The sequence below is a fragment of the Mesorhizobium sp. M0028 genome, from assembly GCF_040323855.1.
Classification (GTDB): domain Bacteria; phylum Pseudomonadota; class Alphaproteobacteria; order Rhizobiales; family Rhizobiaceae; genus Mesorhizobium.
In genome coordinates this window covers 449682-473019 of sequence record NZ_JAMYVG010000002.1, presented here as the reverse complement: position 1 = coordinate 473019, position 23338 = coordinate 449682, and the positions used below count along the sequence as shown (strand labels likewise).

Annotated in this window: 29 protein-coding genes; 12 read left to right on the top strand and 17 right to left on the bottom strand. The window is 62.6% G+C overall.

Going from position 1 to position 23338, the window contains the following annotated elements; all coding sequences use genetic code 11:
• Nucleotides 1-123: 123 nt before the first annotated feature.
• The 4 genes from NKJ93_RS07370 to NKJ93_RS07355 all read right to left on the bottom strand — a co-directional run bounded on the left by NKJ93_RS07370 (nucleotide 124) and on the right by NKJ93_RS07355 (nucleotide 2625).
• Nucleotides 124-996 carry an MBL fold metallo-hydrolase gene (locus NKJ93_RS07370; protein ID WP_023720957.1) on the bottom strand — a complete coding sequence of 291 codons (873 nt, stop codon included), beginning with the start codon at nucleotides 994-996 and terminating at the stop codon, nucleotides 124-126.
• A gap of 152 nt (nucleotides 997-1148) precedes the next feature.
• Nucleotides 1149-1808, bottom strand: coding sequence for a peroxiredoxin (locus tag NKJ93_RS07365; RefSeq protein WP_023720958.1), 660 nt, complete (start codon nucleotides 1806-1808; stop codon nucleotides 1149-1151).
• Nucleotides 1809-1982: 174 nt separating this feature from the next.
• Nucleotides 1983-2348: a cell division protein ZapA gene (locus tag NKJ93_RS07360; RefSeq protein ID WP_023720959.1), complete on the bottom strand. Its 366-nt coding sequence runs from the start codon at nucleotides 2346-2348 to the stop codon at nucleotides 1983-1985.
• Nucleotides 2349-2352: 4 nt separating this feature from the next.
• A complete protein-coding gene (locus NKJ93_RS07355; RefSeq protein WP_006200774.1) occupies nucleotides 2353-2625 on the bottom strand; it encodes a DUF4164 domain-containing protein in 273 nt (90 codons plus the stop codon).
• Between the two features lie 260 nt (nucleotides 2626-2885).
• On the opposite strand from NKJ93_RS07355, the gene tkt reads away from it, so the two are divergent.
• The 3 genes from tkt (at nucleotide 2886) to NKJ93_RS07340 (ending at nucleotide 8154) form a co-directional block, all read left to right on the top strand.
• Nucleotides 2886-4877 carry a transketolase gene (tkt, locus tag NKJ93_RS07350; protein ID WP_352480874.1) on the top strand — a complete coding sequence of 664 codons (1992 nt, stop codon included), beginning with the start codon at nucleotides 2886-2888 and terminating at the stop codon, nucleotides 4875-4877.
• Nucleotides 4878-5035: 158 nt separating this feature from the next.
• Nucleotides 5036-6046 carry a type I glyceraldehyde-3-phosphate dehydrogenase gene (gene gap / locus NKJ93_RS07345; RefSeq protein ID WP_023720961.1) on the top strand — a complete coding sequence of 337 codons (1011 nt, stop codon included), beginning with the start codon at nucleotides 5036-5038 and terminating at the stop codon, nucleotides 6044-6046.
• A gap of 218 nt (nucleotides 6047-6264) precedes the next feature.
• Entirely contained in the window at nucleotides 6265-8154 is a 1890-nt protein-coding gene (locus NKJ93_RS07340; protein WP_023720962.1) for a potassium/proton antiporter, read from the top strand.
• Nucleotides 8155-8332: 178 nt separating this feature from the next.
• On the opposite strand, the gene NKJ93_RS07335 is transcribed toward NKJ93_RS07340, so the two are convergent.
• Nucleotides 8333-9250 carry a polyprenyl synthetase family protein gene (locus NKJ93_RS07335; RefSeq protein WP_352494184.1) on the bottom strand — a complete coding sequence of 306 codons (918 nt, stop codon included), beginning with the start codon at nucleotides 9248-9250 and terminating at the stop codon, nucleotides 8333-8335.
• A 79-nt stretch (nucleotides 9251-9329) separates the two neighbouring features.
• On the opposite strand from NKJ93_RS07335, the gene NKJ93_RS07330 reads away from it, so the two are divergent.
• The 3 genes from NKJ93_RS07330 to NKJ93_RS07320 all read left to right on the top strand — a co-directional run bounded on the left by NKJ93_RS07330 (nucleotide 9330) and on the right by NKJ93_RS07320 (nucleotide 11010).
• Complete coding sequence (locus NKJ93_RS07330) at nucleotides 9330-10088, top strand: transglycosylase domain-containing protein (RefSeq protein ID WP_031194544.1); 759 nt, start codon at nucleotides 9330-9332, stop codon at nucleotides 10086-10088.
• Nucleotides 10089-10227: 139 nt separating this feature from the next.
• Nucleotides 10228-10410: a 50S ribosomal protein L32 gene (rpmF, locus tag NKJ93_RS07325; protein ID WP_006203806.1), complete on the top strand. Its 183-nt coding sequence runs from the start codon at nucleotides 10228-10230 to the stop codon at nucleotides 10408-10410.
• 198 nt (nucleotides 10411-10608) lie between these two features.
• On the top strand, nucleotides 10609-11010 hold the full coding sequence (locus NKJ93_RS07320; RefSeq protein WP_023720966.1) for a hypothetical protein: 402 nt from the start codon (nucleotides 10609-10611) through the stop codon (nucleotides 11008-11010).
• A gap of 10 nt (nucleotides 11011-11020) precedes the next feature.
• On the opposite strand, the gene NKJ93_RS07315 is transcribed toward NKJ93_RS07320, so the two are convergent.
• The 3 genes from NKJ93_RS07315 to NKJ93_RS07305 all read right to left on the bottom strand — a co-directional run bounded on the left by NKJ93_RS07315 (nucleotide 11021) and on the right by NKJ93_RS07305 (nucleotide 12384).
• Entirely contained in the window at nucleotides 11021-11452 is a 432-nt protein-coding gene (locus NKJ93_RS07315; RefSeq protein WP_023720967.1) for a GlcG/HbpS family heme-binding protein, read from the bottom strand.
• Between the two features lie 100 nt (nucleotides 11453-11552).
• Complete coding sequence (locus NKJ93_RS07310) at nucleotides 11553-11783, bottom strand: hypothetical protein (protein WP_023720968.1); 231 nt, start codon at nucleotides 11781-11783, stop codon at nucleotides 11553-11555.
• Between the two features lie 76 nt (nucleotides 11784-11859).
• Nucleotides 11860-12384, bottom strand: a complete 525-nt coding sequence (locus NKJ93_RS07305; RefSeq protein ID WP_023720969.1) for a winged helix-turn-helix transcriptional regulator — start codon at nucleotides 12382-12384, stop codon at nucleotides 11860-11862.
• Between the two features lie 97 nt (nucleotides 12385-12481).
• Here NKJ93_RS07305 and NKJ93_RS07300 point away from each other — a divergent pair, with 97 nt between their 5' ends.
• Together NKJ93_RS07300 and NKJ93_RS07295 are read left to right on the top strand one after the other, a co-directional pair.
• Nucleotides 12482-13348: an alpha/beta fold hydrolase gene (locus NKJ93_RS07300; protein ID WP_352588320.1), complete on the top strand. Its 867-nt coding sequence runs from the start codon at nucleotides 12482-12484 to the stop codon at nucleotides 13346-13348.
• A gap of 61 nt (nucleotides 13349-13409) precedes the next feature.
• A complete protein-coding gene (locus NKJ93_RS07295; RefSeq protein WP_023720971.1) occupies nucleotides 13410-14066 on the top strand; it encodes a glutathione S-transferase family protein in 657 nt (218 codons plus the stop codon).
• A gap of 147 nt (nucleotides 14067-14213) precedes the next feature.
• Here NKJ93_RS07295 and NKJ93_RS07290 read toward each other — a convergent pair whose 3' ends face one another.
• The 3 genes from NKJ93_RS07290 to NKJ93_RS07280 all read right to left on the bottom strand — a co-directional run bounded on the left by NKJ93_RS07290 (nucleotide 14214) and on the right by NKJ93_RS07280 (nucleotide 16070).
• Entirely contained in the window at nucleotides 14214-14501 is a 288-nt protein-coding gene (locus tag NKJ93_RS07290) for an ArsR/SmtB family transcription factor (protein WP_023720972.1), read from the bottom strand.
• Nucleotides 14502-14532: 31 nt separating this feature from the next.
• Nucleotides 14533-15780 carry an MFS transporter gene (locus NKJ93_RS07285; protein ID WP_352588317.1) on the bottom strand — a complete coding sequence of 416 codons (1248 nt, stop codon included), beginning with the start codon at nucleotides 15778-15780 and terminating at the stop codon, nucleotides 14533-14535.
• 95 nt (nucleotides 15781-15875) lie between these two features.
• Nucleotides 15876-16070 carry a DUF1192 domain-containing protein gene (locus NKJ93_RS07280; RefSeq protein WP_023720974.1) on the bottom strand — a complete coding sequence of 65 codons (195 nt, stop codon included), beginning with the start codon at nucleotides 16068-16070 and terminating at the stop codon, nucleotides 15876-15878.
• Between the two features lie 124 nt (nucleotides 16071-16194).
• Here NKJ93_RS07280 and NKJ93_RS07275 point away from each other — a divergent pair, with 124 nt between their 5' ends.
• The 3 genes from NKJ93_RS07275 (at nucleotide 16195) to NKJ93_RS07265 (ending at nucleotide 18528) form a co-directional block, all read left to right on the top strand.
• Nucleotides 16195-17205, top strand: coding sequence for an NAD(P)H-quinone oxidoreductase (locus NKJ93_RS07275; protein WP_352588315.1), 1011 nt, complete (start codon nucleotides 16195-16197; stop codon nucleotides 17203-17205).
• A 132-nt stretch (nucleotides 17206-17337) separates the two neighbouring features.
• Nucleotides 17338-17478, top strand: a complete 141-nt coding sequence (locus tag NKJ93_RS07270) for a DUF1127 domain-containing protein (protein ID WP_023720976.1) — start codon at nucleotides 17338-17340, stop codon at nucleotides 17476-17478.
• A 354-nt stretch (nucleotides 17479-17832) separates the two neighbouring features.
• Entirely contained in the window at nucleotides 17833-18528 is a 696-nt protein-coding gene (locus NKJ93_RS07265; protein WP_352480882.1) for a DUF1013 domain-containing protein, read from the top strand.
• A gap of 61 nt (nucleotides 18529-18589) precedes the next feature.
• On the opposite strand, the gene NKJ93_RS07260 is transcribed toward NKJ93_RS07265, so the two are convergent.
• From NKJ93_RS07260 to NKJ93_RS07250, 3 genes are all read right to left on the bottom strand, one after another.
• On the bottom strand, nucleotides 18590-19309 hold the full coding sequence (locus NKJ93_RS07260; RefSeq protein ID WP_023678491.1) for a helix-turn-helix transcriptional regulator: 720 nt from the start codon (nucleotides 19307-19309) through the stop codon (nucleotides 18590-18592).
• 18 nt (nucleotides 19310-19327) lie between these two features.
• Nucleotides 19328-19735, bottom strand: a complete 408-nt coding sequence (locus tag NKJ93_RS07255; RefSeq protein WP_352588312.1) for a hypothetical protein — start codon at nucleotides 19733-19735, stop codon at nucleotides 19328-19330.
• A gap of 135 nt (nucleotides 19736-19870) precedes the next feature.
• Complete coding sequence (locus NKJ93_RS07250) at nucleotides 19871-20038, bottom strand: hypothetical protein (RefSeq protein ID WP_352588310.1); 168 nt, start codon at nucleotides 20036-20038, stop codon at nucleotides 19871-19873.
• A 203-nt stretch (nucleotides 20039-20241) separates the two neighbouring features.
• Between NKJ93_RS07250 and NKJ93_RS07245 the strand changes: the two genes are divergently transcribed.
• On the top strand, nucleotides 20242-20403 hold the full coding sequence (locus tag NKJ93_RS07245; protein WP_008873884.1) for a hypothetical protein: 162 nt from the start codon (nucleotides 20242-20244) through the stop codon (nucleotides 20401-20403).
• Nucleotides 20404-20520: 117 nt separating this feature from the next.
• Here the strand turns inward: NKJ93_RS07245 and NKJ93_RS07240 are convergent, their stop codons facing one another.
• The 3 genes from NKJ93_RS07240 to NKJ93_RS07230 all read right to left on the bottom strand — a co-directional run bounded on the left by NKJ93_RS07240 (nucleotide 20521) and on the right by NKJ93_RS07230 (nucleotide 23252).
• A complete protein-coding gene (locus NKJ93_RS07240) occupies nucleotides 20521-21252 on the bottom strand; it encodes an SGNH/GDSL hydrolase family protein (RefSeq protein WP_023720980.1) in 732 nt (243 codons plus the stop codon).
• 85 nt (nucleotides 21253-21337) lie between these two features.
• Nucleotides 21338-22075: a DUF899 domain-containing protein gene (locus NKJ93_RS07235; protein WP_352588307.1), complete on the bottom strand. Its 738-nt coding sequence runs from the start codon at nucleotides 22073-22075 to the stop codon at nucleotides 21338-21340.
• Between the two features lie 151 nt (nucleotides 22076-22226).
• Nucleotides 22227-23252, bottom strand: coding sequence for a class I fructose-bisphosphate aldolase (locus tag NKJ93_RS07230; protein WP_352588304.1), 1026 nt, complete (start codon nucleotides 23250-23252; stop codon nucleotides 22227-22229).
• Nucleotides 23253-23338 lie beyond the last annotated feature (86 nt).

Below are 23338 nucleotides of genomic sequence, written 5' to 3'. Positions count from 1 at the left end.
GCCGCCACCGTCTTCCCGCATGGACCTCTCGGATTCAAACATCGCAAAAATCGAATCTGGATCAATAACTTGGATGACCATCGCAGAGTTTGAATGGCATTGTAGTGCCAACGACCCATCTCCTCACAGGCAATCGAGCGGAAATTTCAGATAGCGCCGCCCGTTGGATTCCGGTTCCGGCAGGCGTCCGCCATTCATATTGACCTGCAGCGCGTGCAGGATCAGCCGCGGCATCGGCAACGTCCTGTCGCGGGCTTGGCGGAGCGCGACGAAGTCGGCTTCCGTCTTGCAGCCGGCAACATGGATGTTGCCGCCTTTCTGTTCCGCGACCGTGCTTTCCCAGCGCGCTTCGCGGTCACCCGGCTGGTAGTCGTGACCGACGAACAGACGTGTCTCGTCCGGCAGTGCCAGGATGTCCTCGATCGAACGCCAGAGCCGCTCGGCGCTGCCGCCGGGAAAGTCTGCCCTTGCGGTGCCGCTGTCCGGCATGAACAGCGTGTCGTGGATGAAGGCGGCGTCGCCGATGACGTAAGTAATCGAGGCCAGGGTGTGGCCCGGCGAAAACAGCACTCTTGCCGGAAGGCCGCCGACCGAAAAAGTCGCGCCGTCGGCGAACAGCCTGTCCCATTGCGAACCGTCGGCGGGGAATTCCGGCCAGTTGTAGATCACCTTCCACAATTTCTGGACGTCGATGATCCTCTCGCCGATTGCCGTCGGCGCTCCGGTTCTCCCCCTCAGATAATGGACGGCGGACAAATGGTCGGCATGCGGATGCGTGTCGAGGATCCACTCGACCTCCAGCCCGCTTTCCCTGACGAAGTCGAGCAGGGCGTCGGCGTTTTTCGTTGCCGTTGCACCGGACCTTTCGTCGAAGTCGAGCACCGGATCGATGATGGCGCATTTGCGGGTCGCCATGTCGGCGACCACATACTGGACGGACCCGCTCGGCTTGTCATAGAAGCCGGTGACCTGCGACCTAGCCGATAATGCGTCCAATCCCAGCCCCCTTGATCTCTCACCGTGGCAGGAATGATTTTCTCAGCCACGGCAAATGAAAGGCATGGTTGTCCGTCAACCAGGCGTCGTCAAGCACCCCGTGCTCACACGGCTAGGAAAACCAAAAATTTCTCCGTGCCGCCTCTGCCTGCTCAGGCGGAAGGCTGCTTGGTTTTCCTGAGATATGGCAGGATTGTCTCGTAGGCGCCGAAGCGCTTGATGGCATCCTCATTCGAGACAGCAGCGGTGATGATGACGTCCTCGCCCTGCTTCCAGTTCGCCGGCGTCGCCACCTGGTGCTTGGCGGTCAGTTGCATGGAATCGATGGCGCGCAGGATTTCGTCGAAGTTGCGGCCCGTCGTCATCGGATAGGTGAGGACCAGCTTGATCTTCTTGTCGGGCCCGATGACGTAGACCGAACGCACCGTGGCATTGTCGGCGGGCGTGCGGCCCTCCGAGCTCTCGCCGGCACCCGCCGGCAGCATCTCGTAAAGCTTGGCGACCTTGAGATCCTTGTCGCCGATCAGCGGGTAGTTCACCGAATGGCCGGTCGCCGTCTTGATGTCGTTCTGCCACTTTCCATGGCTTTCGACGGGATCGACCGAGATGCCGATGATCTTAACGTTGCGCTTCCTGAACTCGCCTTCGAGCCCGGCCATCGTGCCGAGTTCGGTTGTGCAAACCGGCGTAAAGTTCTTCGGATGGCTGAACAATACCGCCCAGCCGTCGCCGATCCATTCATGGAAGCTGATCGGTCCTTGCGTGGTCTCAGCGGTGAAGTCCGGCGCGATATCGTTGATGCGGAGGCTCATGACATGTCCCTACCTTGTGAGTGCAGATCGCAGCCGGCGTTGACCGGCGCTGCTTTTGCCTTTCTACCACTCCGGCGTCATCCTTCAAACGGCTGTTGCGCCGGCATCGAGGCCGGCGGCGAAATATTTTCATTGCTTCTCGGCAAATGCAGCAGGAATTTTCGCTGCGCTGGCTCAGGCCTTGCTCACTGCTAACGTCGTCGTCAGGTCTTCCATGCGCTGGGCCAACGCGCCGAGCGCCCCGGTCAGCACGGAATCGTTCTTGTCGGCCTTGGTCAGTGCGTCGTCGCGCGTCTTGCGCAGCGTCAGCACTTCGCTTTCCATGCCCTTGACCCGCTTTTGCAGTTCTGAAAGCTCGTCCATGACCATGATGCCGGCCATCACGGTCAGCCTCTGGTCGCCGATCTCGCCAAAAGAATCCTTCAGATGCGAGACATAGCGGTCGAAGCGCTCGGCAAGATCGATCAGATGCTCTTCCTGGCCCTCGTCGCAGGCCATCCGATACTGCTTGCCGTCGATGGAAACCGTGACTTGTGCCATTGGCCTACCTGTCCAGTACCGCGCGGATGGTCTCCATGGCTGTCACCAGCCTTCGCGACACTTCCTTGTTGGCATCTTCCAGCCGTTCGGCGCGGGCCTCGGAATTGTCGAGTTCCTGCGCCAGCCGCGAGCGGTCGGCGTTCATCCGCTGCACTTCGGCCTCGGCTTCCGAATAGTCCCGCTCGTGCTCGAGCTTGGCCGCGACGGCGTTTTCCAGCCCTTCGATGGCCTTACCCAGCCTGGCAATGACTTCCTTGAGGGTCGTTTCCCCGGTCATGGCTTTCGTCCTGCGCCCTGCCCATCACCGAATCATCCACGTTCAGAACGCGTTATCCCTGAAACATTACGCGCCGTGTGAACCGCACGTCAATAAAGCGATCGCGACTGTCCCCTGCTAACGCTAATGTAAGTGGTGCATGGCCATCACAAGACCGGCAAAAGCACACCGATTTGTTGACTAAAAGGCCGCGCCTGCTATGTGTCGCGCACCCTTTTCAAGGGCTTTCCCAAGGCCCAAACCCCCATTTTGGAGGAAGCATGACCTCGCGCGAACAACATGACCGGATGGCCAATGCGATCCGTTTTCTCGCCATGGACGCCGTCGAGAAGGCAAACTCCGGCCACCCCGGGCTGCCCATGGGCTGTGCCGACATCGCCACCGTGCTGTTCACCCGCTTTCTCAAATACGATCCGAAGAACCCGCATTGGCCGGATCGCGACCGCTTTATCCTGTCGGCCGGCCACGGCTCGATGCTGCTTTACTCGCTGCTCTATCTGACCGGCTACGAAGACATCACCATCGACCAGATCAAGCAGTTCCGCCAATTGGGGTCGAGGACCGCGGGCCACCCGGAATACGGCCATGCCGCCGGCATCGAGACGACGACGGGCCCACTCGGCCAGGGCCTTGCCAATTCGGTCGGTTTCGCGCTCGGCGAGCGCATCATGAATGCCGCTTTCGGCAACGATCTCGTCGACCACTACACCTATGTGCTGGCCGGTGACGGCTGCCTGATGGAAGGCGTGTCCCAGGAAGCCATCGCGCTTGCCGGACATCTGAAGCTGAACAAGCTGATCGTCTTCTGGGACAACAACAACATCTCCATCGACGGCCCGGTGTCGCTGGCCGACAACACCGATCAGGTCGCCCGCTTCCAGGCGTCCGGCTGGAACGCCAGCCATATCGACGGCCAGGACCCGGAAGCGATCGCCTATGCCATTGAAGCGGCCCGCCACTCCGACAAGCCGACGATGATTGCCTGCAAGACGACGATCGGCTTCGGCGCGCCGACCAAGGCCGGTACCAACAAGGCGCATGGCTCGCCGCTCGGCGCCGAGGAAATCGCCGGCGCCAGAAAATTCTTCGGCTGGGATTATCCGCCGTTCGAGGTTCCGGCCGATATCCTCGACGCATGGCGTACCGCCGGCCGGGCCGGCGTCAAGGCGCGCACCGACTGGGAAAGCCGCCTTGCCAAGGCCGACACCAAATTGCGCGGCGAATTCGAACGCCGCATCGGTGGCACGCTGCCGGCCAACTTCGATGCTGTCATTGGCGATTACAAGAAGAAGCTCGCCGCCGACAAGCCGAAGGTCGCCACCCGCAAATCGTCGGAAATGGCGCTGGAGGTCATCAACGGCGCCGTGCCCGAAACCATCGGCGGCTCGGCCGATTTGACCGGCTCCAACAACACCAAGACCAGCCAGACCAAGAACATCACTGCCGACGATTACGGCCAGCGCTATGTCCACTACGGCATTCGCGAGCACGGCATGGCGGCCGCGCTCAACGGGCTGACGCTGCATGGCGGCATTGTCGCCTATGGCGGCACCTTCATGTGCTTTTCCGATTATGCCCGTCCGGCGATGCGGCTTGCCTCGTTGATGGGCATCCGCTCGATCTTCGTCATGACCCATGATTCCATCGGCCTTGGCGAAGACGGCCCGACCCATCAGCCGGTCGAGCATCTGGCAGCACTTCGCGCCATCCCGAACCACAATGTCTTCCGCCCGGCCGACGCGGTGGAAACCGCGGAATGCTGGCAGCTGGCCATTGAATCGGAAAAGACGCCTTCGACTTTGGCGCTGACCCGGCAGAACCTGCCGACGGTACGCAACGACTTCGTTGCGGAAAACCTCTCCAGCCGCGGCGCCTATGAACTTGCCGCCGCAAGTGGCGAGGCGGCGGTGACAATCTTCGCTTCGGGCTCCGAGGTCGAGATCGCCCTGGCCGCGCGCGAGGCGCTGGAAAAGCACGGCCATGCTACCCGCGTCGTCTCGGTGCCGTGCTTCGAATTGTTCGACAAGCAGAGCGCCGACTATCGCAGCAGGATGATCGGCAATGCGCCGCTCAAGATTGCCATCGAAGCCGGCATCCGTCAGGGCTGGGATTATTTCATCGGCACCGAAGGCATCTTTATCGGTATGACCGGCTTCGGCGCCTCCGGCACGATCGAACAGCTCTATCCGCATTTCGGCATCACCGCCGAAGCAACGGTGAAGGCGGCGGAAGCCCGTCTGCACGGCAAATGAAATTAAGCCCCGATCCGCAAAGGCTGGCATAGCGGTTTTGCCGGCCGGCGGAGCACTAATCGATTTAAATCCGAGCCTCGGCGGCTGGATTCTTTGCCCGTCCGCCGTTATGAAGCTGCGGACTTGATCTTCGGCCCCCAACTCCCAGGGAGAGAACAATGACCGTCAGAGTTGCCATCAATGGATTCGGCCGCATCGGCCGCAACATCCTGCGCGCCATCCACGAATCCGGCCGCAAGGATATCGACGTCGTCGCCGTCAACGATCTCGGCCCGGTCGAGACCAACGCGCATCTGCTGCGCTTCGACAGCGTGCATGGCCGCTTTCCGCATGAGGTGACGGTTGACGGCGATCAGATCATCGTCGGCAAGGAAAAATTCAAGGTCACCGCGATCAAGGATCCGACGCAACTGCCGTGGAAGGAACTCGGCATCGACATCGCGCTCGAATGCACCGGCATCTTCACCGCCCGCGACAAGGCCGCCGCCCATCTGACCGCCGGTGCCAAGCGCGTTCTCGTCTCCGCTCCGGCGGAGGGGGCCGACCTGACCGTCGTCTATGGCATCAATCACGACAAGCTGACCAAGGACCACATCGTCATCTCGAACGCCTCCTGCACCACCAACTGCTTGGCGCCGCTGGCGGCCGTGCTGAATGAGGCCGTCGGCATCGAGAAGGGCATGATGACGACGATCCACTCCTATACTGGCGACCAGCCGACGCTGGACACCATGCACAAGGACCTCTACCGCGCCCGCGCCGCCGCGCTTTCGCAGATTCCGACCTCGACCGGTGCCGCCAAGGCCATCGGCCTGGTACTGCCCGAGCTCAAGGGCAAGCTCGACGGCATCTCCATCCGCGTGCCGACCCCGAACGTCTCGCTGGTCGATTTCAAGTTCATCGCCAAGCGGTCGACCACCGTCCAGGAAATCAACGACGCGGTAATCGCCGCTTCGAACGGCAAGCTGAAGGACATCCTTGCCGTCACTCGTCATCCCAATGTTTCTATCGACTTCAACCACGATCCGCACTCCTCGATCGTGGCGCTCGACCAGACGAAGGTCATGGACGGCAATTTCGTTTCGGTGCTGGCCTGGTACGACAATGAGTGGGGCTTCTCCAACCGCATGGGCGACACCGCTGTCGCCTTCGGCAAGACCATCGCCTGATCGCAGAACCATCTTCTCGACTTGGACAACGCCCGGCTCAGTCCGGGCGTTTTTCGTTGCAGCACGCCCCCCCGAGGCAGCCTCCGCTGCTCGGAGGTGCCAAAACATTCGACTATCGGCAGCGTAGGGCGAAAAGCCGCGCTGCTGCCTTGCAGCGGCCATGTCTTCGCCCCACTCTCCCGTGATGCCGGAGCATATCGACTAGGGGCGACCAACGAATGGAGCATGGTATCTATCTGGTGACGCTCGTTGGCGCAGCACTTGTCGTTGCCGCCGCGTTTTCGAGCCTGATCGCCTTCCGTTTCGGCGCCCCCCTCCTGCTGCTGTTTCTCTGCATCGGCCTTGCCACCGGAACCGACGGTCTCGGAATCCATTTCGACAATGCCCGATTTGCCTATTTTGCCGGCTCATTGGCGCTGGCGGTGATCCTTTTCGATTCCGGCTTCGGCACGCCGCTCAATGCCTTGCGGCAGGCGGCCGGGCCGGCGCTGTCGCTGGCGACCTTCGGCGTCCTTTTGACCACTGGCCTGTTCGGCGCCGCCGCCTATTATTTGCTCGACCTGACATGGCTGGAATCCTTCCTGCTCGGTGCCGCCGTCGCCTCGACCGACGCCGCGGCGGTGTTCTTCCTGCTGCGCGCCGGCGAGATCAATTTGCGCGAACGCGTGCGTTCGACGCTCGAGGTGGAATCCGGCACCAATGACCCGATCGCCATCTTCCTGACCATCACGCTGGTCGAGGTCATCGCCGCCAACACCCACCCCGAGGCCAAGGTGCTGGTTACCGATCTTGCCGTCGGTTTCCTTGTCAACATGGGGCTCGGTGCGGTCATCGGTATTCTCGGCGGCATGGCCATCGTGCGCCTTGTCGATCGCCTCAATCTAGATCACGGCCTGCTGCCGATCTTCGTGCTGACGCTGTCGCTGATGGTGTTTGCCGCCGCCGGCGCCGTCGGCGGCTCCGGCTTCCTGGCGGTCTATCTCGCGGGCCTGATCGCCGGCAATTCCGATATCCGGGCTGTCACCATCCTCAAGCGCTTTCAGGACGGGATGTCGTGGTTGGCGCAGATCATCATGTTCCTGATCCTCGGCCTGTTCGCGACGCCTTCGCAATTTCCGGCGATCCTGGTGCCGGCGGTGCTGCTCGGACTGTTCCTGATATTTGTCGCACGGCCAGTCGCCGTCTGGCTATGCCTGGTGCCGTTCCGTCTGCCACGCCCGGAAGTCGCCTTTGTCTCATGGGTTGGCCTGCGTGGCGCCGTGTCGATCCTGCTTGCTATCACGCCGCTGCTCGGCGGTCTTGAGAACGGCCGCCTCATCTTCAACACCGCCTTCATCATCGTGCTGGTCTCTCTGGTCATCCAGGGATGGACCGTCGGGCCGCTGGCGCGCCGCCTCGGCCTTATCGTGCCGGCCCGCCTGGGACCGCTCGACAAGGTCGAATTGGAACTGCCGGGCTCCGCCCATCATGAGCTTCTTGCCTACCGTGTGGCACCCGGCAGCCCGGTGGCGCGGGGCGAACGCATTCCGCGCTGGGCGCGGCCGTCGCTTGTGCTGCGAGACGGACGCTCGATGCGCTTCCAGGATATGGGCCGGCTGGCGGCTGGCGATCATGTCTACATCTTCGTGCCGGACCGCTATCCGCGCCTGCTCGACAAGCTGTTCGCCAGCCGTGCCGTGGTCGATCCCGAGGATGCGGATTTCTTCGGCGCCTTTGCCGTCGATCCGTCACGCTCCGCCGAGGAACTGGAGACCGCCTACGCGCCGGGCCTGACCGAAGCGGAACGCAAGCTCACCATTGGCGATCTGGTCACGGCGCGGCTCGGCGGCCACGCCGAATATGCCGACCGCGTGCTGCTCGGTCCGATCGAGCTGATCGTCCGCGACGTCGACGACAAGGGCAGGATCACCGGCCTTGGCCTATCCTTCGAGCCGACCGCGCCGGTGGCACGCGTTCCGGTGTTCCTCAGCGCCGGCGAAATCCGCGACCGTATCGCCGCCTTCATCCGCAACCGGCGCAAGCCGGCCGAAGCGCGAGCGGTCGAGGCGGTGGCCGAAATGGAACCGGTTCCGCAGCCCGTGGTGGAAAAGACAACTGGCGAAGGCTGACCGCGTCGACCCGAGCCGCGGAGCCCTGCCGCGAGGCTGAAGAATGGTTCGGCAACTGGCGTGGCGAGTCCATGTGGTCCGACATCGCCGGAAATCATCCCGATCGGCCGGCTGCGAGGGCATCTGGCCGAACAGTCGCCAATTCTCCGTGGCTGTACGGCGCGCCATAGGGGGCAGCTTAATTGTTGCGGGCCGCAACGAACTGCGCCGCTTGTTTCAGAAGCGCGGCTTGTTCGCCATAGGGCTCGAGCAGCGCATGAGCTTGGTCGACGAGGCCATGGAGCTGGTCCCGCGCCCAGTCCGGTCCGTGCAGCGCGACCAGCGTCGCCTTGCCGGCCGCGGCATCCTTGCCGGTTGCCTTGCCCATCTGATGCGCGTCGGCGGTCAGGTCGAGCAGATCGTCGGCAAGCTGAAAGGCAAGCCCGATCGCCGAGCCGAACTCGGCCAGCCTTTCGCGGTCGCCCGACGGCGCGCCGGCAACGATGGCGCCCGCTTCGCAGGCAAAGCGGATCAGCGCACCGGTTTTCATCGCCTGAAGCCGAATGATGCCAGCCTCGTCCGGCCGGCTTTGTTCGGCCTCGAGATCGAGCATCTGGCCGCCGACCATGCTGCCGGCCCCTGCGGCGCGGGCCAATGCCAGCACCAGCGCTGCCCTGCGCTCGGCCGGCAGCATTGTCGCCTCGTCGGCAAGGATGTCGAAGGCAAGCGTCAACAAGGCGTCGCCGGCAAGAATGGCGGTCGCTTCATCGAAAGCCCTGTGCACGGTCGGCTGGCCACGGCGCATATCGTCATCGTCCATGGCCGGCAGATCGTCATGGATGAGCGAATAGCAGTGCACGCATTCGAGCGCTGCCGCGACGCGCAGCGCCGGCTCGACGTCGGCTGAAAACAGTGCAGAACTTTCCATGACCAGGAAGGGGCGCAGTCGTTTGCCGCCGTTCAGAACGCCATGTCGCATCGCGGCCATCAGGCGTTCCGGCCGCGCGATCTCGCCTGAAAGCGTGCGTCCGTCGAGCAACCGCCTCAGCAGCGCCTCGAGCGGAACTGCCCGGGCAATAAGTGCAGCCTCGAACGCCATTTGGTCGTCTTTCGTCATGGTCGGGAGCGGTAGCCGACACTCAGACGTTGCGCAAGAAGCCAAGCGCCATTATGCCGGGGGCAGGGAGTAGCGCGGATTGGGTGGCTTGGCGGAACCGATCGTCGATCACGAAACCGAAGGGTTGGACATGGCGAGACCGAGACGCGGCAGCCGCATCGGTCTTCAACGCTGGGTCCGGCGCGGCATCGCTGTCGCCATCGTGCTGGCGCTGATGCCGGTGGTTCTGACCTTTCTGTACCTGCCGTCATTCGTGCACCCGGTGTCGACATTGATGCTGAAGGACCTCGCGACGTTTTCCGGCTACGATCGGCGCTGGGTTTCTATCGATGATGTGGCGCCGGTGCTGGCATATTCGGTCATCATGTCGGAGGACGGGCAGTTCTGTTTCCATCGCGGCGTCGATCTAGGCGAGTTGCGCGGCGTCGTCGACGATGCGCTCGCCGGCGAGATGACGCGTGGCGCCTCGACCATCACCATGCAGACGGTAAAGAACCTTTATCTATGGTCGCGGCCGTTGGGCTCGGTCCGTAAGGTCGTCGAACTGCCGCTGGCCGTCTATTTCGATGCGGTGCTGTCGAAACGGCGGATCATGGAGATCTACCTCAACATCGCCGAATGGGGACCGGGCATCTACGGCATCGAGGCCGCCGCCCAACATCATTTCGGCGTCTCGGCAAAACAGCTGTCGCGCCGACAGGCAGCGCTGCTTGCCGTCACCTTGCCGAACCCGATCGTGCGCAATCCGGCGAAGCCCGGGCCGGGACTGAGGCGGCTTGCCGCGTTGATCGAACGGCGCGCGGGCCGCGCCGGCGCCTATGTCGGCTGCCTGCGATAGTGTCAAAAAAAAACACCGCGACGCTGGCCAAAACGCCATCGGGCGTGTATAGGCAGCCGACTTTCTCAGATTCCGGCCCCTGACGTGGCCCTTTCACGAGGGCCGCCGGGGCGTTTTGACCATGTAGTGGAGCATATCCATGGCCGTTCCGAAACGAAAAACCTCTCCGTCGAAGCGCGGCATGCGCCGTTCCGCCGACGCACTGAAGGCCCCGACCTATGTCGAGGACAAGAACTCCGGCGAGATGCGCCGTCCGCACCATATCGACCTGAAGACCGGCATGTATCGCGGTCGCCAGGTGCTGGAGCCGAAGGAAAGCTGAGACAGCTTTCGACGGTTTATTATTGCAAAAGACCGGCCACTGGCCGGTCTTTTTGCGTTCGTCGACAACTGATCGTGTCGACCGGGGCTGACATTGTTGTTTCACGCCGTCTTTGTCCGTGTTTATGGGCCGCACGAAAATTCTTGACGGCGAACGCCGGGCGCACTCTACAAAGATCAGTCCAACCGGAGCCGCCACATGTTCGGTGCCATTCCGCTGCTGATCGTGCCTTTCATTCTCTACAATCTCGGGCTTCTGGGAATATTCGGCAGCGGCGACGACCCGTGGGCGACCGAAATGTTTTCGGTCCGGATGATGTCGGGCGGGGTGTTCTCGATGACCCTCGGCGATCTCATCGTGCTGATCGCATTGATCTTCTTGTTCGTCGAAGTGGTGAAGTCGACGCGAACGACAAATGCCTCGATCATGGACCACCTTTTGTCGACCTTCGTCTTTGTGGCCTATCTGGTCGAATTCCTGCTGGTGAAGGGCGCCGCCCATTCCGTTTTCTTCACACTGATGGTCATAGCACTGATCGACGTGCTGGCCGGCTTTTCGGTGTCGATGCGGTCGGCCAGCCGCGACATCAACATGAATTAAGGATTCCGGCTCAGCCCGGGTCGGCGGTGAAGCCAGCCGCCTCGATGCCAGCGATGGCTGCCGTTTCATCATTGTCCGACGTATCGCCGGAAATGCCGACGGCGCCGATGATCGTGCCAGCCTTATCGCGGATCAGCACGCCGCCGACGACCGGCAGGACGCGTCCGCCCGACACGTCGGAGACGCCGGCTATCAGATGCGGGCGCTCCTTGGCGAAAGCCTCCACCCGGCGCGAGCCCATGCCGATAGCGAGCGCGCCATAGGCCTTGCCGGCCGACATTTGCGGACGCAGGAACGAGGCGCCGTCCTGACGCTGGAACGAGACCAGATGGGCGCCGGCATCGAGCACCGAGACGCCAAGCGGCCTGAGCTTGAGCTCGGCACCCTTGGCAAAGGCGGCGGCGATGATCTCAAGGGCTTTGTCGAGCGTCAGTGCGGTCATGGCCGCCTCCTAAACGCGCCAGTTATCAACCGGCAGAACAGATCGCGGTGAAAACTGTTCCGCGTACGAAACGAAGCAATGCGATCCAAGGAGCGCCGGCTTATTTCTTCTTGGCGCGGGACTTCTTCACCGGCGCCGGAGGCGCATTGGCCAGGTCTTCCGCTTCCTTGGCGAGGCGCAGCGCCCGCAGCTTGTTGGTTTTGGCCTGGCGAGCGTCGCTCTCGGCGACATATTCCGCCATGGCCTTCTGGCGCACCGTGGCTGCCTCTTCCTGTTTCTTGAAACGCAAATCGGCCCGCGCACGGGCAGTGTCCTTAGAGTTCTCGACCAAGAGCGTTATCCAATCCGGTAAATTATCTTCAGTCCCTTGATAGCAGAGCCAGCCCGCAATTGGGAAAATAAGTTGGTCATGGCGCCGGATCGCACCCGACTCGCTCCGCATTGCGGGCGATCACCGCATCGTATGCGGCCTGCAAGGTCGCGCGCACGGTGGGTCCAGATGGGGCGGGAGACGCACCTAGATGCTCGTGGCGCAACTCGTTCATGAACTTATCCCACATCGGCGGGCCGCCTTTTTCCAGAAGCTCGGCACGGATAGAGAGCTCTTCGCTGACCGGGAGCCAGACGCGGCCCCAGGCGCCGAGATGCGCCAGGATCGGCACCAGCGTAATAGCCATTTCGGTCAGGCTGTAGATCGCCTTCTGCTTGTGGGAGGGATCGTCCGCCTTGGTCAGCATGCTGAGCTCCATCAGCCGTTTCAGCCGGTCGGCGAGGATGTTGGAGGCGATGCCCTCCATCGAGCCATTGAGCAGCTCGCGAAAGTGGCGTCTGCCGCCGAAGATGATGTCGCGAAGGATGATCAGGCTCCACCGATCGCCGAACACTTCGAGCGACAGATTGATCGGACATCCGGACCGGCGATCGATGTTCATGCGAATCTCCAAAAACCGGTTGCATTATCGTATCGGTTTTAATATCGTGCAACCGATTGCAAATTGCAATCAGATTCGCGACCCGAGGAGGAAAGCCATGAGAAACGCCGAACACCCCGAAATCGTATCCCAGACGTTCGGCGATCCGGCACATCCGGCGGTATTGTTGATCATGGGCGCCATGGCTTCCATGCTCTGGTGGCCGGAAGCGTTTTGCCGGAAGCTGGCCGGCGAGGGTCGCTTCGTGGTCCGCTATGACAATCGCGATACCGGCCGTTCGACGAAATACGCGCCGGGCGAGCCGCCTTATACATTCGACGACATGGCGGACGATGCCATCCGCGTCCTTGACGACCAGGGAATCCGAAAGGCGCACGTGGTCGGCATGTCGATGGGCGGCGTGATTGCGCAGCTCGTTGCGTTGAAATACCCGTCGCGTGTCACTTCGCTTACGGTGATCAGCAGCTCGCCCTTGGGCATTGATACGTCGCATCTGCCCGGAACCACCGAGGCCTACAGGAAACATTCGGACGAAGGCGCGAAGGTCGACTGGTCTGACCGTGGCCAGGCGGTCGATTTCATCGTCAAGGACGCGTATGCGCTCACCGGCACCGCACGCTCATTCGACGAGCAGCGCACGCGGGCTTTCGTCGAACAGGATTACGACCGGTCCGGCGGCTTTCTAAGCGCCACCAATCATTTCATGCTCAAGAGCGGCGAAGATGGGAGCGGCGAAGATCGGAGCGGCGAGGACTGGACGGGGCGGCTGCACGAGATGAAGATCCCGCTCCTCGTTATCCACGGCACCGACGATCCGATCTTTCCAGTCGAGCATGGCGCCGCTCTTGCCGACGCGGTCGCCGGCGCAAGGCTGGTCCGGATCGAGAGCGGCGGCCACGAGCTGCATCCCGACGACTGGGCCGCGATCATCGATGCCATCGTCACCCACAGCCAAGCCAAATAGTACCAAGCCTGACCTCAACACCGAATTTCCGCGAGACGAACCACCCAAGGAACGACAACCAATGTCCCTGACTATGCATCTTCATCCACTGGCCTCCTTCTGCTGGAAGCCGCTGATCGCGCTCTATGAGAACGGCACGCCATTCACATCCGTTGTCGTCGATCTCGGCAATGAACAGTCGCGCGTGGCGTTTCTGAAATTGTGGCCGCTCGGCAAGATGCCGGTACTGCGTGATGAAGCGCTGGATCGGACCGTGCCGGAATCGACAATCGTCATCGAATATCTCAACGCGTATTATCCTGGGCCGGCCGAACTGATCCCCGCCGATGTCGATCTCGCTCGCCAGACCCGGCTCGCCGACCGCTTCTATGACTTCTACGTCCAGGAACCGATGCAGAAGATCGTCGGCGACCGGCTGCGGCCGGAGGGCAAGACCGATCCGTTCGGCGTCGAGCAGGCGCGCGCCCAGCTGCGCAGCTCCTACGCCGTCATCGAACAGGACATGCAGTCGAGGACATGGGCGGTGGGCGGGAGCTTCACCATGGCCGACTGCGCCGCCGCCCCCGCGCTGTTCTACGCTAACAAGGTCGAGCCGTTCGGCGACAAATATCCTGCGGTGAGGCGCTATCACGACCGGCTGCTGCGGCGCCCGTCGGTTGCCCGTGTGATCGAGGAAGCGCAGCCCTATTTCAAGCTCTTCCCCTACAACAACGGCTAGAGAGTGGTTCATCGTTTCACGGAAACGCCGAACCGCTCTATCCTTTTGTTTTTTGCGCAATTCCGGACGGAAAACCGTTTCACACTTTTCCTGGAATTGCTCCAGGCCCGAGGCTGCACGAGCTGCCCGACGCGCGGACGACGCCTCTCAGCTTCCGGGTGAACCGAGCTGCTCTGCATCCCAGAACTGGTCGAGCCAGATGTTGAGCTTTAGGAAGCCGGCATTGCTGACCGTATAGACGCGCCTGGTGCCTTCCGGCTTGGCGTTGACCAGCCCGGCATCAAGCAGCACCTTCAGATGCTGCGAAACGGCCGGGCGGGACACCGGCAAGCCAGAGGCCAGTTCGTTGACGGTCTTCGGTCCGCGCCGGAGCTCTTCCAAGAGATAGCGCCGGTTGGGATCGGCAATCGCCATGAAGGCGTCGGAAAGCATCATGCCTTATTTGTGGGGCAAAGCGTCTCGAATCTCAACCGTCGGTTTCAGCTTTTCTGCGCGGGTCGAGCCGCAACGCTTCCGGCGTCACCGAGCGGTCGGCCGGCTGGGTCTTGAAGGCATCGCGGCCTTCGATTGGCACCGGCGCGCGACGGCTGATGCGCAGCAGCGTATAGGCGGCCAGGCAGAGATGCGCCAACGCAGTAGCCAGGAACAGCCCCTCGGGACGCATCCAGCCCATCAGGCCGGCGGCCAGCAGCGGGCCGATCATCGTGCCGAAGCCATAAAGCAGCAGCAGGCCGCCCGACACTTTGACGAAGTCTTCCGATCGGGCATGGTCGTTGGCATGCGCCACCGCGATCGAATAGAGCGTGTAGGCGAAGGCGCCGTAGGCGGCGGTGCAGACGATAACGAAGCCGCCGGAGCGCGGTTCGAACAGGAAGATGGCGATGGCGAACAGCGCAGCGCCGAAAGCCGCGCCCGCCAGCACGAAACGACGGTCCGTCGTGTCGGAGAGCCGCCCGGCCGGAAGCTGCATGGCGGCGCCGGCGATGACCACCAGGCTCATCATGAGCGCGATCTCGGCCGTCGAGATGCCGATGCGAGCTCCATAAACGGCACCAAGCGTGCCCCAGGCGCCGTTGGCGATGCCGATCAGCACGCAGGCGATCGCCGACACCGGCGAATTGACGTAGAGCCCTTTGACGTCAAGCGACACGTCCTGCAGCGGCTTGGGGTGCGACGCCGTCGAGACCGCCGTCGGGATCAGTGATAGGCAAAACAGAATGCCGGTGATCATGAATAGCGACGCCGATTTCACATCGCCGCCGGCAACGATCATCTGACCGCCCATGATCGAGGCATAGGTGACCATCATGTAGAGGCCGAAGACGGTGCCGCGGTTTTCGTTGGTGGCCTTCTCGTTCAGCCAGCTTTCGATGACCATGAAAGCACCGGCCATGGTGAAGCCGGTGAAGGCGCGCAGCAGGATCCAGGTATATTCATCAATGATCAGGCCGGTGAGCAGTGCGACGATCGCTCCCGATGCGGCAAAGGCGCCGAAAGCCCTGACATGACCGGCGCGGCGCACGATGCGTGGCGCAAAGAAGCAGCCGGTGACGAAGCCGCCGGCCCAAGCCGTGCCCATCAGGCCGAGCGATGCGGTCGAGAAGCCCTCCACCTGGCCGCGCAGCGGCAACAGCAGCCCGTGCAGCCCGGATGCCGCCAGCAGGAACGCGGTGCCGCGCAGCAGCGAGAGGATCGGTCTGTAGCTTGCGAACATTGTTCAATCCGGCTGGGGTTCGGGGCACAGGTCTGGAGACAGCGGCATTCGGGCTTTTCGGCGGCGTGCCCGAGCTTTTGGAATTGCCCGCAGTACTATCCGCGGCGAAACAGCGCCTCTGCCGCCGACTTGGTGGAGCCCTTGGTCATGAGCTCGGCTTCCAGCCGGGCGATCTCGCCGCGCAGGATGCCGATCCGCTCGGACAATTCATCGACAGAAAGCAGCGACAGATCCTGCCCGATCTCGTGCGGGCGCGCTTTCTTCTTGGGTTCGTCGTCGAAGACCGCCATCGTCGCTCCTCCGTGATTGCCCATTTGCCTGATTTGCCAATGAGCATACATAGGGCAGGGGTATGGATGCAAATGGCCGGCAACAGCTGGCGCTAGAAACCGGCGAAACACGACGGGAAAATTCATGGCGAACGCACAGAAAATTCCGACCAGGATGATGGCGATCGCCATCTCGGAGCCGGGCGGGCCGCGGGTGCTGAAACCGGAAACCCGCGACGTGCCGGTACCCGGCCCTGGCGAGATCCTGATCCGGGTGCGTGCCGCCGGCGTCAACCGGCCCGACGTGCAGCAGCGCAAGGGCGCCTATCCGCCGCCGCCGGGTGCGTCGGATCTGCCGGGCCTGGAAGCGGCGGGCGAAGTCGCCGCCCTCGGCGACGAGATATCGCGCTGGCGCGTCGGCGACCGGGTCTGCGCGCTGACGGCGGGCGGCGGCTATGCCGAATATGTCAAGGTTCATGCCGGCAGCGTGCTGCCGCTGCCCGCCGGCTTTACCTACACCGAAGCGGCGGCGCTGCCGGAAAACTACTTCACTGTTTGGCACAATGTCTTCGAGCGCGGCGGCCTGAAGAGCGGCGAGACGCTGCTCGTGCATGGCGGCTCATCGGGTATCGGAACGACGGCGATCCAGCTTGCTGCCGCTTTCGGCGCTTATGTCGTCACCACCGCCGGCAGCAAGGAGAAATGCGACGCCTGCCTCAAGCTCGGCGCCGACCGGACGGTCAACTACCGCGAGGAGGACTTCGTCGCCGCGGTCAAGGAGGCAACCGGCGGCAAGGGCGCCAACGTCATCCTCGACATGGTCGGCGGCGATTATGTCGCGCGAAACTACGAGGCTGCGGCCGTGGAGGGCCGCATCGTCCAGATCGCGACGCAGGGCGGAGCGGTGGCGAGCGCCGATTTCTTCAAAATCATGGCCAAGCGGCTCGTGCACACGGGTTCGCTGCTCAGGCCACGCACGGTGGAGTTCAAGGCGGCAGTCGCGGCTGCGCTGGAGGCGCAGGTTTGGCCGCTGCTCGGCACGCGCAAGGTTGCACCGGTGATGGACACGATCTTCCCGCTCAAGGAAGCCTGGCGGGCGCATGAGCGGATGGAGGAGGGTGAGCACATTGGCAAGATTGTGCTCGATGTCGCCTGACGGCCGGTAAACAGGCTGAACGAAGGCTTAATGGTGCAATGCAACAAACGCATTGCCGCCATGCAAAAGCGTCTGTTCAATTTTTCATCGCCGATGCCTATTTACGCGGCATCGAAACGATGGAGGACTACCATGAACCCGATCCGCGCTTTCCGTAACTGGCGCATGTACAACGAAACCGTGCGCGAACTGAACCGGCTGAACGCTCGTCAGCTCAATGATCTCGGCATCAACCGCGGCGACATAGAGAGAATCGCCCGCCAAGGGCTTTGATCTCGAGCACGATCCTGTCCGAAGACCGGGCGCTGCTTTTCCGCAACGCCGAGCCGCGGTTCGGGATCAAGCCTTAGAAGCCAGAGCCGTAGCAGACGGATTTCCGTCGCCGGTTCCGAGCCCGCCCGACCTTGGTCTGGCGGGCTTTGTCTTTTTGAAGCTTTCGACTGCATGGCTTCATGTGCCGACCCTTCGCGGTCTGCTGGTCGCGCCGCCATGCCGTCCTTGACGCGCGCCTGCCAAAAACATTGCGAAATGGCGAGTGAGCAGTTATATAGACCGCGATTTTCCCATTTTGGTGGCTGTAAACCACCGCCCGCGCGGGAACGCGGGCGAACGAGAAGGATTTTTGTAATGGCCAATACGCTGCTGATGCCAAAAGCGACCGCCGTCTGGCTGGTTGACAACACAGCGCTTTCCTTCGAGCAGATCGCGCAGTTCTGCGGACTGCATCCGCTTGAGGTCAAGGCGATCGCCGACGGCGAATCTGCGCAAGGCATCAAGGGTATGGACCCGATCATGACCGGCCAGCTCACTCGCGACGAGATCGCGCGCGCCGAGAAGGACCCGAACCACCGGCTGAAGCTCTCCGACCCCAAGGTGCGGGTGCCGGAATCCAAGCGCAAGGGTCCGCGCTACACTCCGCTGTCCAAGCGCCAGGACCGGCCCAACGCCATCCTCTGGCTGGTGCGCAACCATCCCGAGCTCAAGGATGCGCAGATTTCCCGCCTTGTCGGCACGACGAAGTCGACGATCGACCAGATCCGCGACAGAAAACACTGGAACTCCGCCAATCTCCAGCCGATGGATCCAGTGACGCTCGGCCTGACGTCGCAGATCGACCTCGACATGGAAATCAACCGCGCCTCGCGCGGCCGCGAGCAGGCGCAGCCGGTCGGCGATACGCTGCTGCCGGCCGCCTTGACCGAACGGCTGGTGCCGGCGCCGGAAAAGCCAAAGGACGAGGATCGCGAACTCGACGCCAACGCCGTCTTCGCCAAGCTCTCGGCGCTGAAGTCGAAGGACAAGGATACGGGCGAAGAGGAATAGAGGTCTCGCATCCAAAACAAAAAGCCCGCTTTCAAGCGGGCTTTTTTTTCGATCTTCCGTGTCAGCTTCGCGCCGCCCGGTCCGGTGCCATGCCGTAGTCCTCGCTGCGTTCCACCGCGCGGTAGAAATCGGCGAGCTGCTTGCCGCGCTCCGGCTTGAAGGTGCGGCCGGCGATGACCACGGAGGCGATGCGGTCGATGCGGAAGGCGCGGAAATCGCCGCGCATCTCGCACCAGGCGACCAAGGTCCACACCTTGCCCCAGAACCACAGGCCGAGTGGGCGGATGTCGCGCGCGGTGCTGCGGCCGGCCTCATCCGAATAGTCGATGGTCAGCACCTGACGTTTCTCGATGGACCGCTCAATCAGGTCGATGGCTTCGCGGGCGGCGTCGCTTACCACCCACATCGGCGTGTGGATCTCGGTGCGGGCGATGCGGTCCTTTTCGGCGTCGGGCAGCACGGCGCCGATCTTGACCAGCGCCTCGTCGGCGGCTCGCGCCATGGCCGCGCCGCCAAAGGCGCGCACCATGCGGGCGCCGGCGACCAGCGCGACGATCTCGTCACGCGTGAACATCAGCGGCGGAAGGTCGAAACCCTCCCTCATCATGTAGCCGACACCGGCCTCGCCGTCGATCGGCACGCCGGTCGACTGCAGGTCGGCGATGTCGCGATAGATGGTCCGCTCGGAAACCTCGAGCCACGTGCCCAGCTTCTGGGCGGTGACCAGACGGCCACCGCGCAGGTGCTGCACGATCTGGAAGAGCCTGTCGGCGCGGCGCATCGTATGGTCCCTCGGCGTCTATTGCTCTAGCCCTTCGCGCTTGCGCCGCGCGGCGACGGAGGCCGCGCCGAAGGACAGTTTCCTCGTTGTCGGCGTGCTTGCGTCGAGCACCCGCCAGAACGGCGCAATGTCGCCCAGCGCCATGCCACGCTCAAGATCCTCGTTGGCGGCCTCGGCGACGGTACGCAGATGATAGCCGATGGTGACCGGACATGTCACCTCGGCACCGTGCTCGATGGCGAGCGCGGTGCGCAAAGCCCGGATATCCATATCCATGCCTTCGGGGATGGCGCAGATGAATGCATCGACCTGGCGAGCTGTGGGAACCAGCATCGGCTGGCCTTCGACGACATCAGCGATGGTGCGTGGCGACGGTGTTATGCCGTTGATGCCAGGCGTGTTCAGCCTGTCGGTCCAGCTTTTCATCGATCGTCCTCTCGGCCGTCCGTCTCTGACGGCCATCCCACTATGGCACGAGCCTCCTGACACCATACTGTCAGGAGGCTTCAGCATGCCTGTTTATCGCCGGGCCGCATCCAAACGCCGGGCAGAAAGATTGCCTCAATTGCCGCCATTGTGGCGGTCGCCATACATGTCCGGCCAGCCAATATCCTTGCGGATGTCCGCCGGCAGGGTCTTCATGAAACGCTGGGTGCGGATCTCATTGCGCATCGTCCGGATCTTGCCGACATAGTGCTGCACGCTACGCAGAATGGTAAAACCGTTCATGGCTGGTCTCCTCTCTTTCGATGCAGGCACTATCGCACACCCCTACTGACAGCAGTCTGTCAGGAGGGTGCGGCTCTCGCGACCGGCGTTCCGATTTGTCCACCGAAGTGATCGAACAGTGCTGAAAAGAGGCGTGCCGCGGTGGAAAGACCGCGATCGCGGAGCCGCTTTGACAGCCAGCCGCGATGCTGATCAAAGGCTGCATGTCGAAACTTCTCGCGCTCGTCATCATCGCCATGATGGTCATCCAGCTCATCAAGCCGCTCGGCTGGCCGGGGCTGAAGCGGCGCAGCGATTTCTGGAAGCTGGCGCTGTTGGCTATGGCGGCGATTTCGATTACGGCGGTGCTCGGACACTGGACGTAATGCATGTCGCGCAAAAGTGTGCAGCGGTTTTGCGCCAACGACATACATAAAACAAAGAACCTAAAGTAGCGTCGCATGAGGCCAATCGAACGCGACGCGCTTTAGTGCCGGCAGCCGCTACGCGACGCCCGGTTCGTTGGCGAGCACCAAGCCGGCCAGATGTTCCGCCCAGGCGCGGTAGCCGGCTTCCGAAGCATGAAATCCATCCGACGCAAAGCCGGCCTCGGCGTCGGTGATCGGCAGGCGGGGCGCCGGTATGGCGCCGCGCTCGAGGCAAAGGCGCTCGCCCATCCGGTTCATCTCGCCGGCGCGGATCTCGAGGATCTTGCCGAGCAGCGGCGGCATTGCCGGCGCCCGGGTGAACTCCAGCACCGGCGACCACACCACGCGCGCCTCCGGCCATTTGGCGCGCAGCGCGTAGAGCAGGCCGCCAAAATCGCGCTTGAAGCGCGGTACCGAATGAAAATTCTTGGTGTCGTTGGTGCCGATGGCGAGCACGATATGCGTCCACGGATCGGCCGACAGATTGGGCAGCACATGATCGCGGATCTGGCCAGAGGTTGCCGAGTTGAAGCCGGCTGCCCGCCAGCGCACGGTGCGGCCGGTGCGTTGCGCAATTAGAACGGCCAGTTGCGCGGCCAATCCGTTTTCGGAATTGCCGATGCCGACTGAGGCGGCGGAGGAATCGCCGAGCACCAGCAGCGAGATTGCCGGCGCCTGGCCTGATATCTCGTGCATGACCGGACCTTGTGCCGGCAGCATGCGGGTGGTGCGGCGACGCACGCCAAGTCCTTGCCAGACATAGACCGGAAAGGCGAGCCAGGTGAGAAGGGTCGGAAAGCGCCGCATGGCAAATCCCTTTTAGGGCACAGCGAACAGCACTTAGCGCATGTTGCACTGAAGGTGAACGACCTTGCAGCGACAGCCTGTCGCCTCAATGGCAGCAGTCATGCGTCCCGGATTGGTCTTCATACTCGTCATGCAGCCGCACCCAGTCGGCGAGGCTATGATGCGGCCCGGTTTCGTTGCGGCCTTTCGGCGTCAGGTCGAGATAGTGATAGGCGCCGATCAGCGGATCGCCGCCTCTGGAGCGCGAGATGAAAGTCAGGAAGATGTCGCCTTTCTCGTCGCGATAGAACACGCTGGTGCCGGGAAGGTCCTTCGATCTCCGCGCGCGCCGCTCGAAATTGTAGGTCGTGTCGCCGGCCGCGATCTGCTTGTCGGTGAATGACACCTGCATATCGAAGTTGAAGTCCGAGGCGTAGGACGACACCCAGTCGAATTTCCAGCCCATGCGCTGCTTGTAGGGCAGAAGCTCGGCCAGCGGCGCCCGCGCCACCACGACAAGCGAAACATCGTGGTGCCTGAGATGCTGGTTGGCGCCGTCGATGTGGTCGGCAAGGAACGAGCAGCCCTCGCAACGATAATCGGCGCCCGGCCCGAACATGAAATGGTAGACGATCAACTGGCTGTTGCCGCCAAACAGGTCGGGCAGTTTCTTTGGCCCTTGCTCGGTCTCGAAGACGTAGTCCTTGCGGATCTTCAGCCACGGCAATTCGCGGCGTTCGGCGGCGACGCGGTCGCGAAAGCGCGTCAATTCCTTTTCGCGCGCCAGATGCGCCTTGTGCGCCTGATACCAGTCTTCCTGCGAAACGGTCTTGTTGTTTGGCATAGGTCTGCTCCTCTTTTCACGGAGGACGTTCGGCAGCGAGGAATGCCGACACCGAGCTGCATTTCAGTTGCAAGAAAATTGCAGCCCTTGCTGCTTTCAAGCAAAACCCGGGCACGTGGCCCGGGTCGGGAGAAACGCAAGATGGATTCGGTTAAGCGGCTTGCTCCAGCGACGGCTGCCATTGTCCAAGCGCTGCCAGATGGTTCATGTGGGCGCGATGGGCGAAGGCGGCCTGCGCGGCGGCAACGTTCGCCGCCTTGCCGCTCCAGGCCTTCTGCGGAGCGGCCTGCAAGGCGCGGCCGTAGGAGAAGGTCAGCTTCCACGGATGCGGGCCGATGGCGTTGATGGCGTTGAGGTTGGCGGTCGCTTGCTCGTCCGATTGTCCGCCCGAAAGGAAGGCGATGCCTCCGATCGCGGCTGGCACCGTCTCGCGGAACAGTTTTATCGTCCTTTCGGCGACCTCGTCGGGGCTGCTGACCTTGCCCGATTTCTTGCCGGCGAGAACCATGTTTGGCTTCAGGATGGTGCCTTCGAGGACGACGCGGGCCGCATAGAGCTCGGTGTATAGCTTTGTCAGTGTCGCCTTGCTGATCTCGTAGCAAGTGTCGATGTCATGAGCGCCGTCCATCAGCACCTCCGGCTCGACGATCGGCACGATGCCGGCTTCCTGGCAAAGCGCGGCGTAACGGGCGAGCGCATGGGCATTCGAGCCGATCGAGGTGGCGGAAGGCACCCCCTTGGAAACATCGATGTCGATTACCGCGCGCCATTTGGCAAAGCGGGCGCCAAGCTTGTAATAGTCGGCGAGGCGTTCGCGCAGGCCGTCCAGGCCTTCGGTGATGGTATCGCCGGGAAATCTTGCCAGAGGCTTGGCGCCGGCGTCGACCTTGATGCCGGGAATGGCGCCTGATGCCTTGATGATGTCGACCAGCGGCGTGCCGTCGGCGGCCTTCTGGTGGATGGTCTCGTCATAGAGGATAACGCCGGAAATGTACTTGGTCATTGCATCGCTGGCGCGGAACATCATCTCGCGATAGTCGCGGCGGCTGTCGGCGGTCGACTCGACGCCGATGACGTCGAAGCGCTTCTTGATAGTGCCGGAGCTCTCGTCGGCAGCCAGCAGGCCCTTGCCGTTGGCCACCATCGCGGCGGCAATGTCCTCGAGACGTTCGCTCATCGTGCTTCTCCTGAAAGAATTGACCCGTACCCAGCAGACCACCAGAGCAACGCAGGTTCAAGTCGAACCCTTTCGTCGGAGAAGCG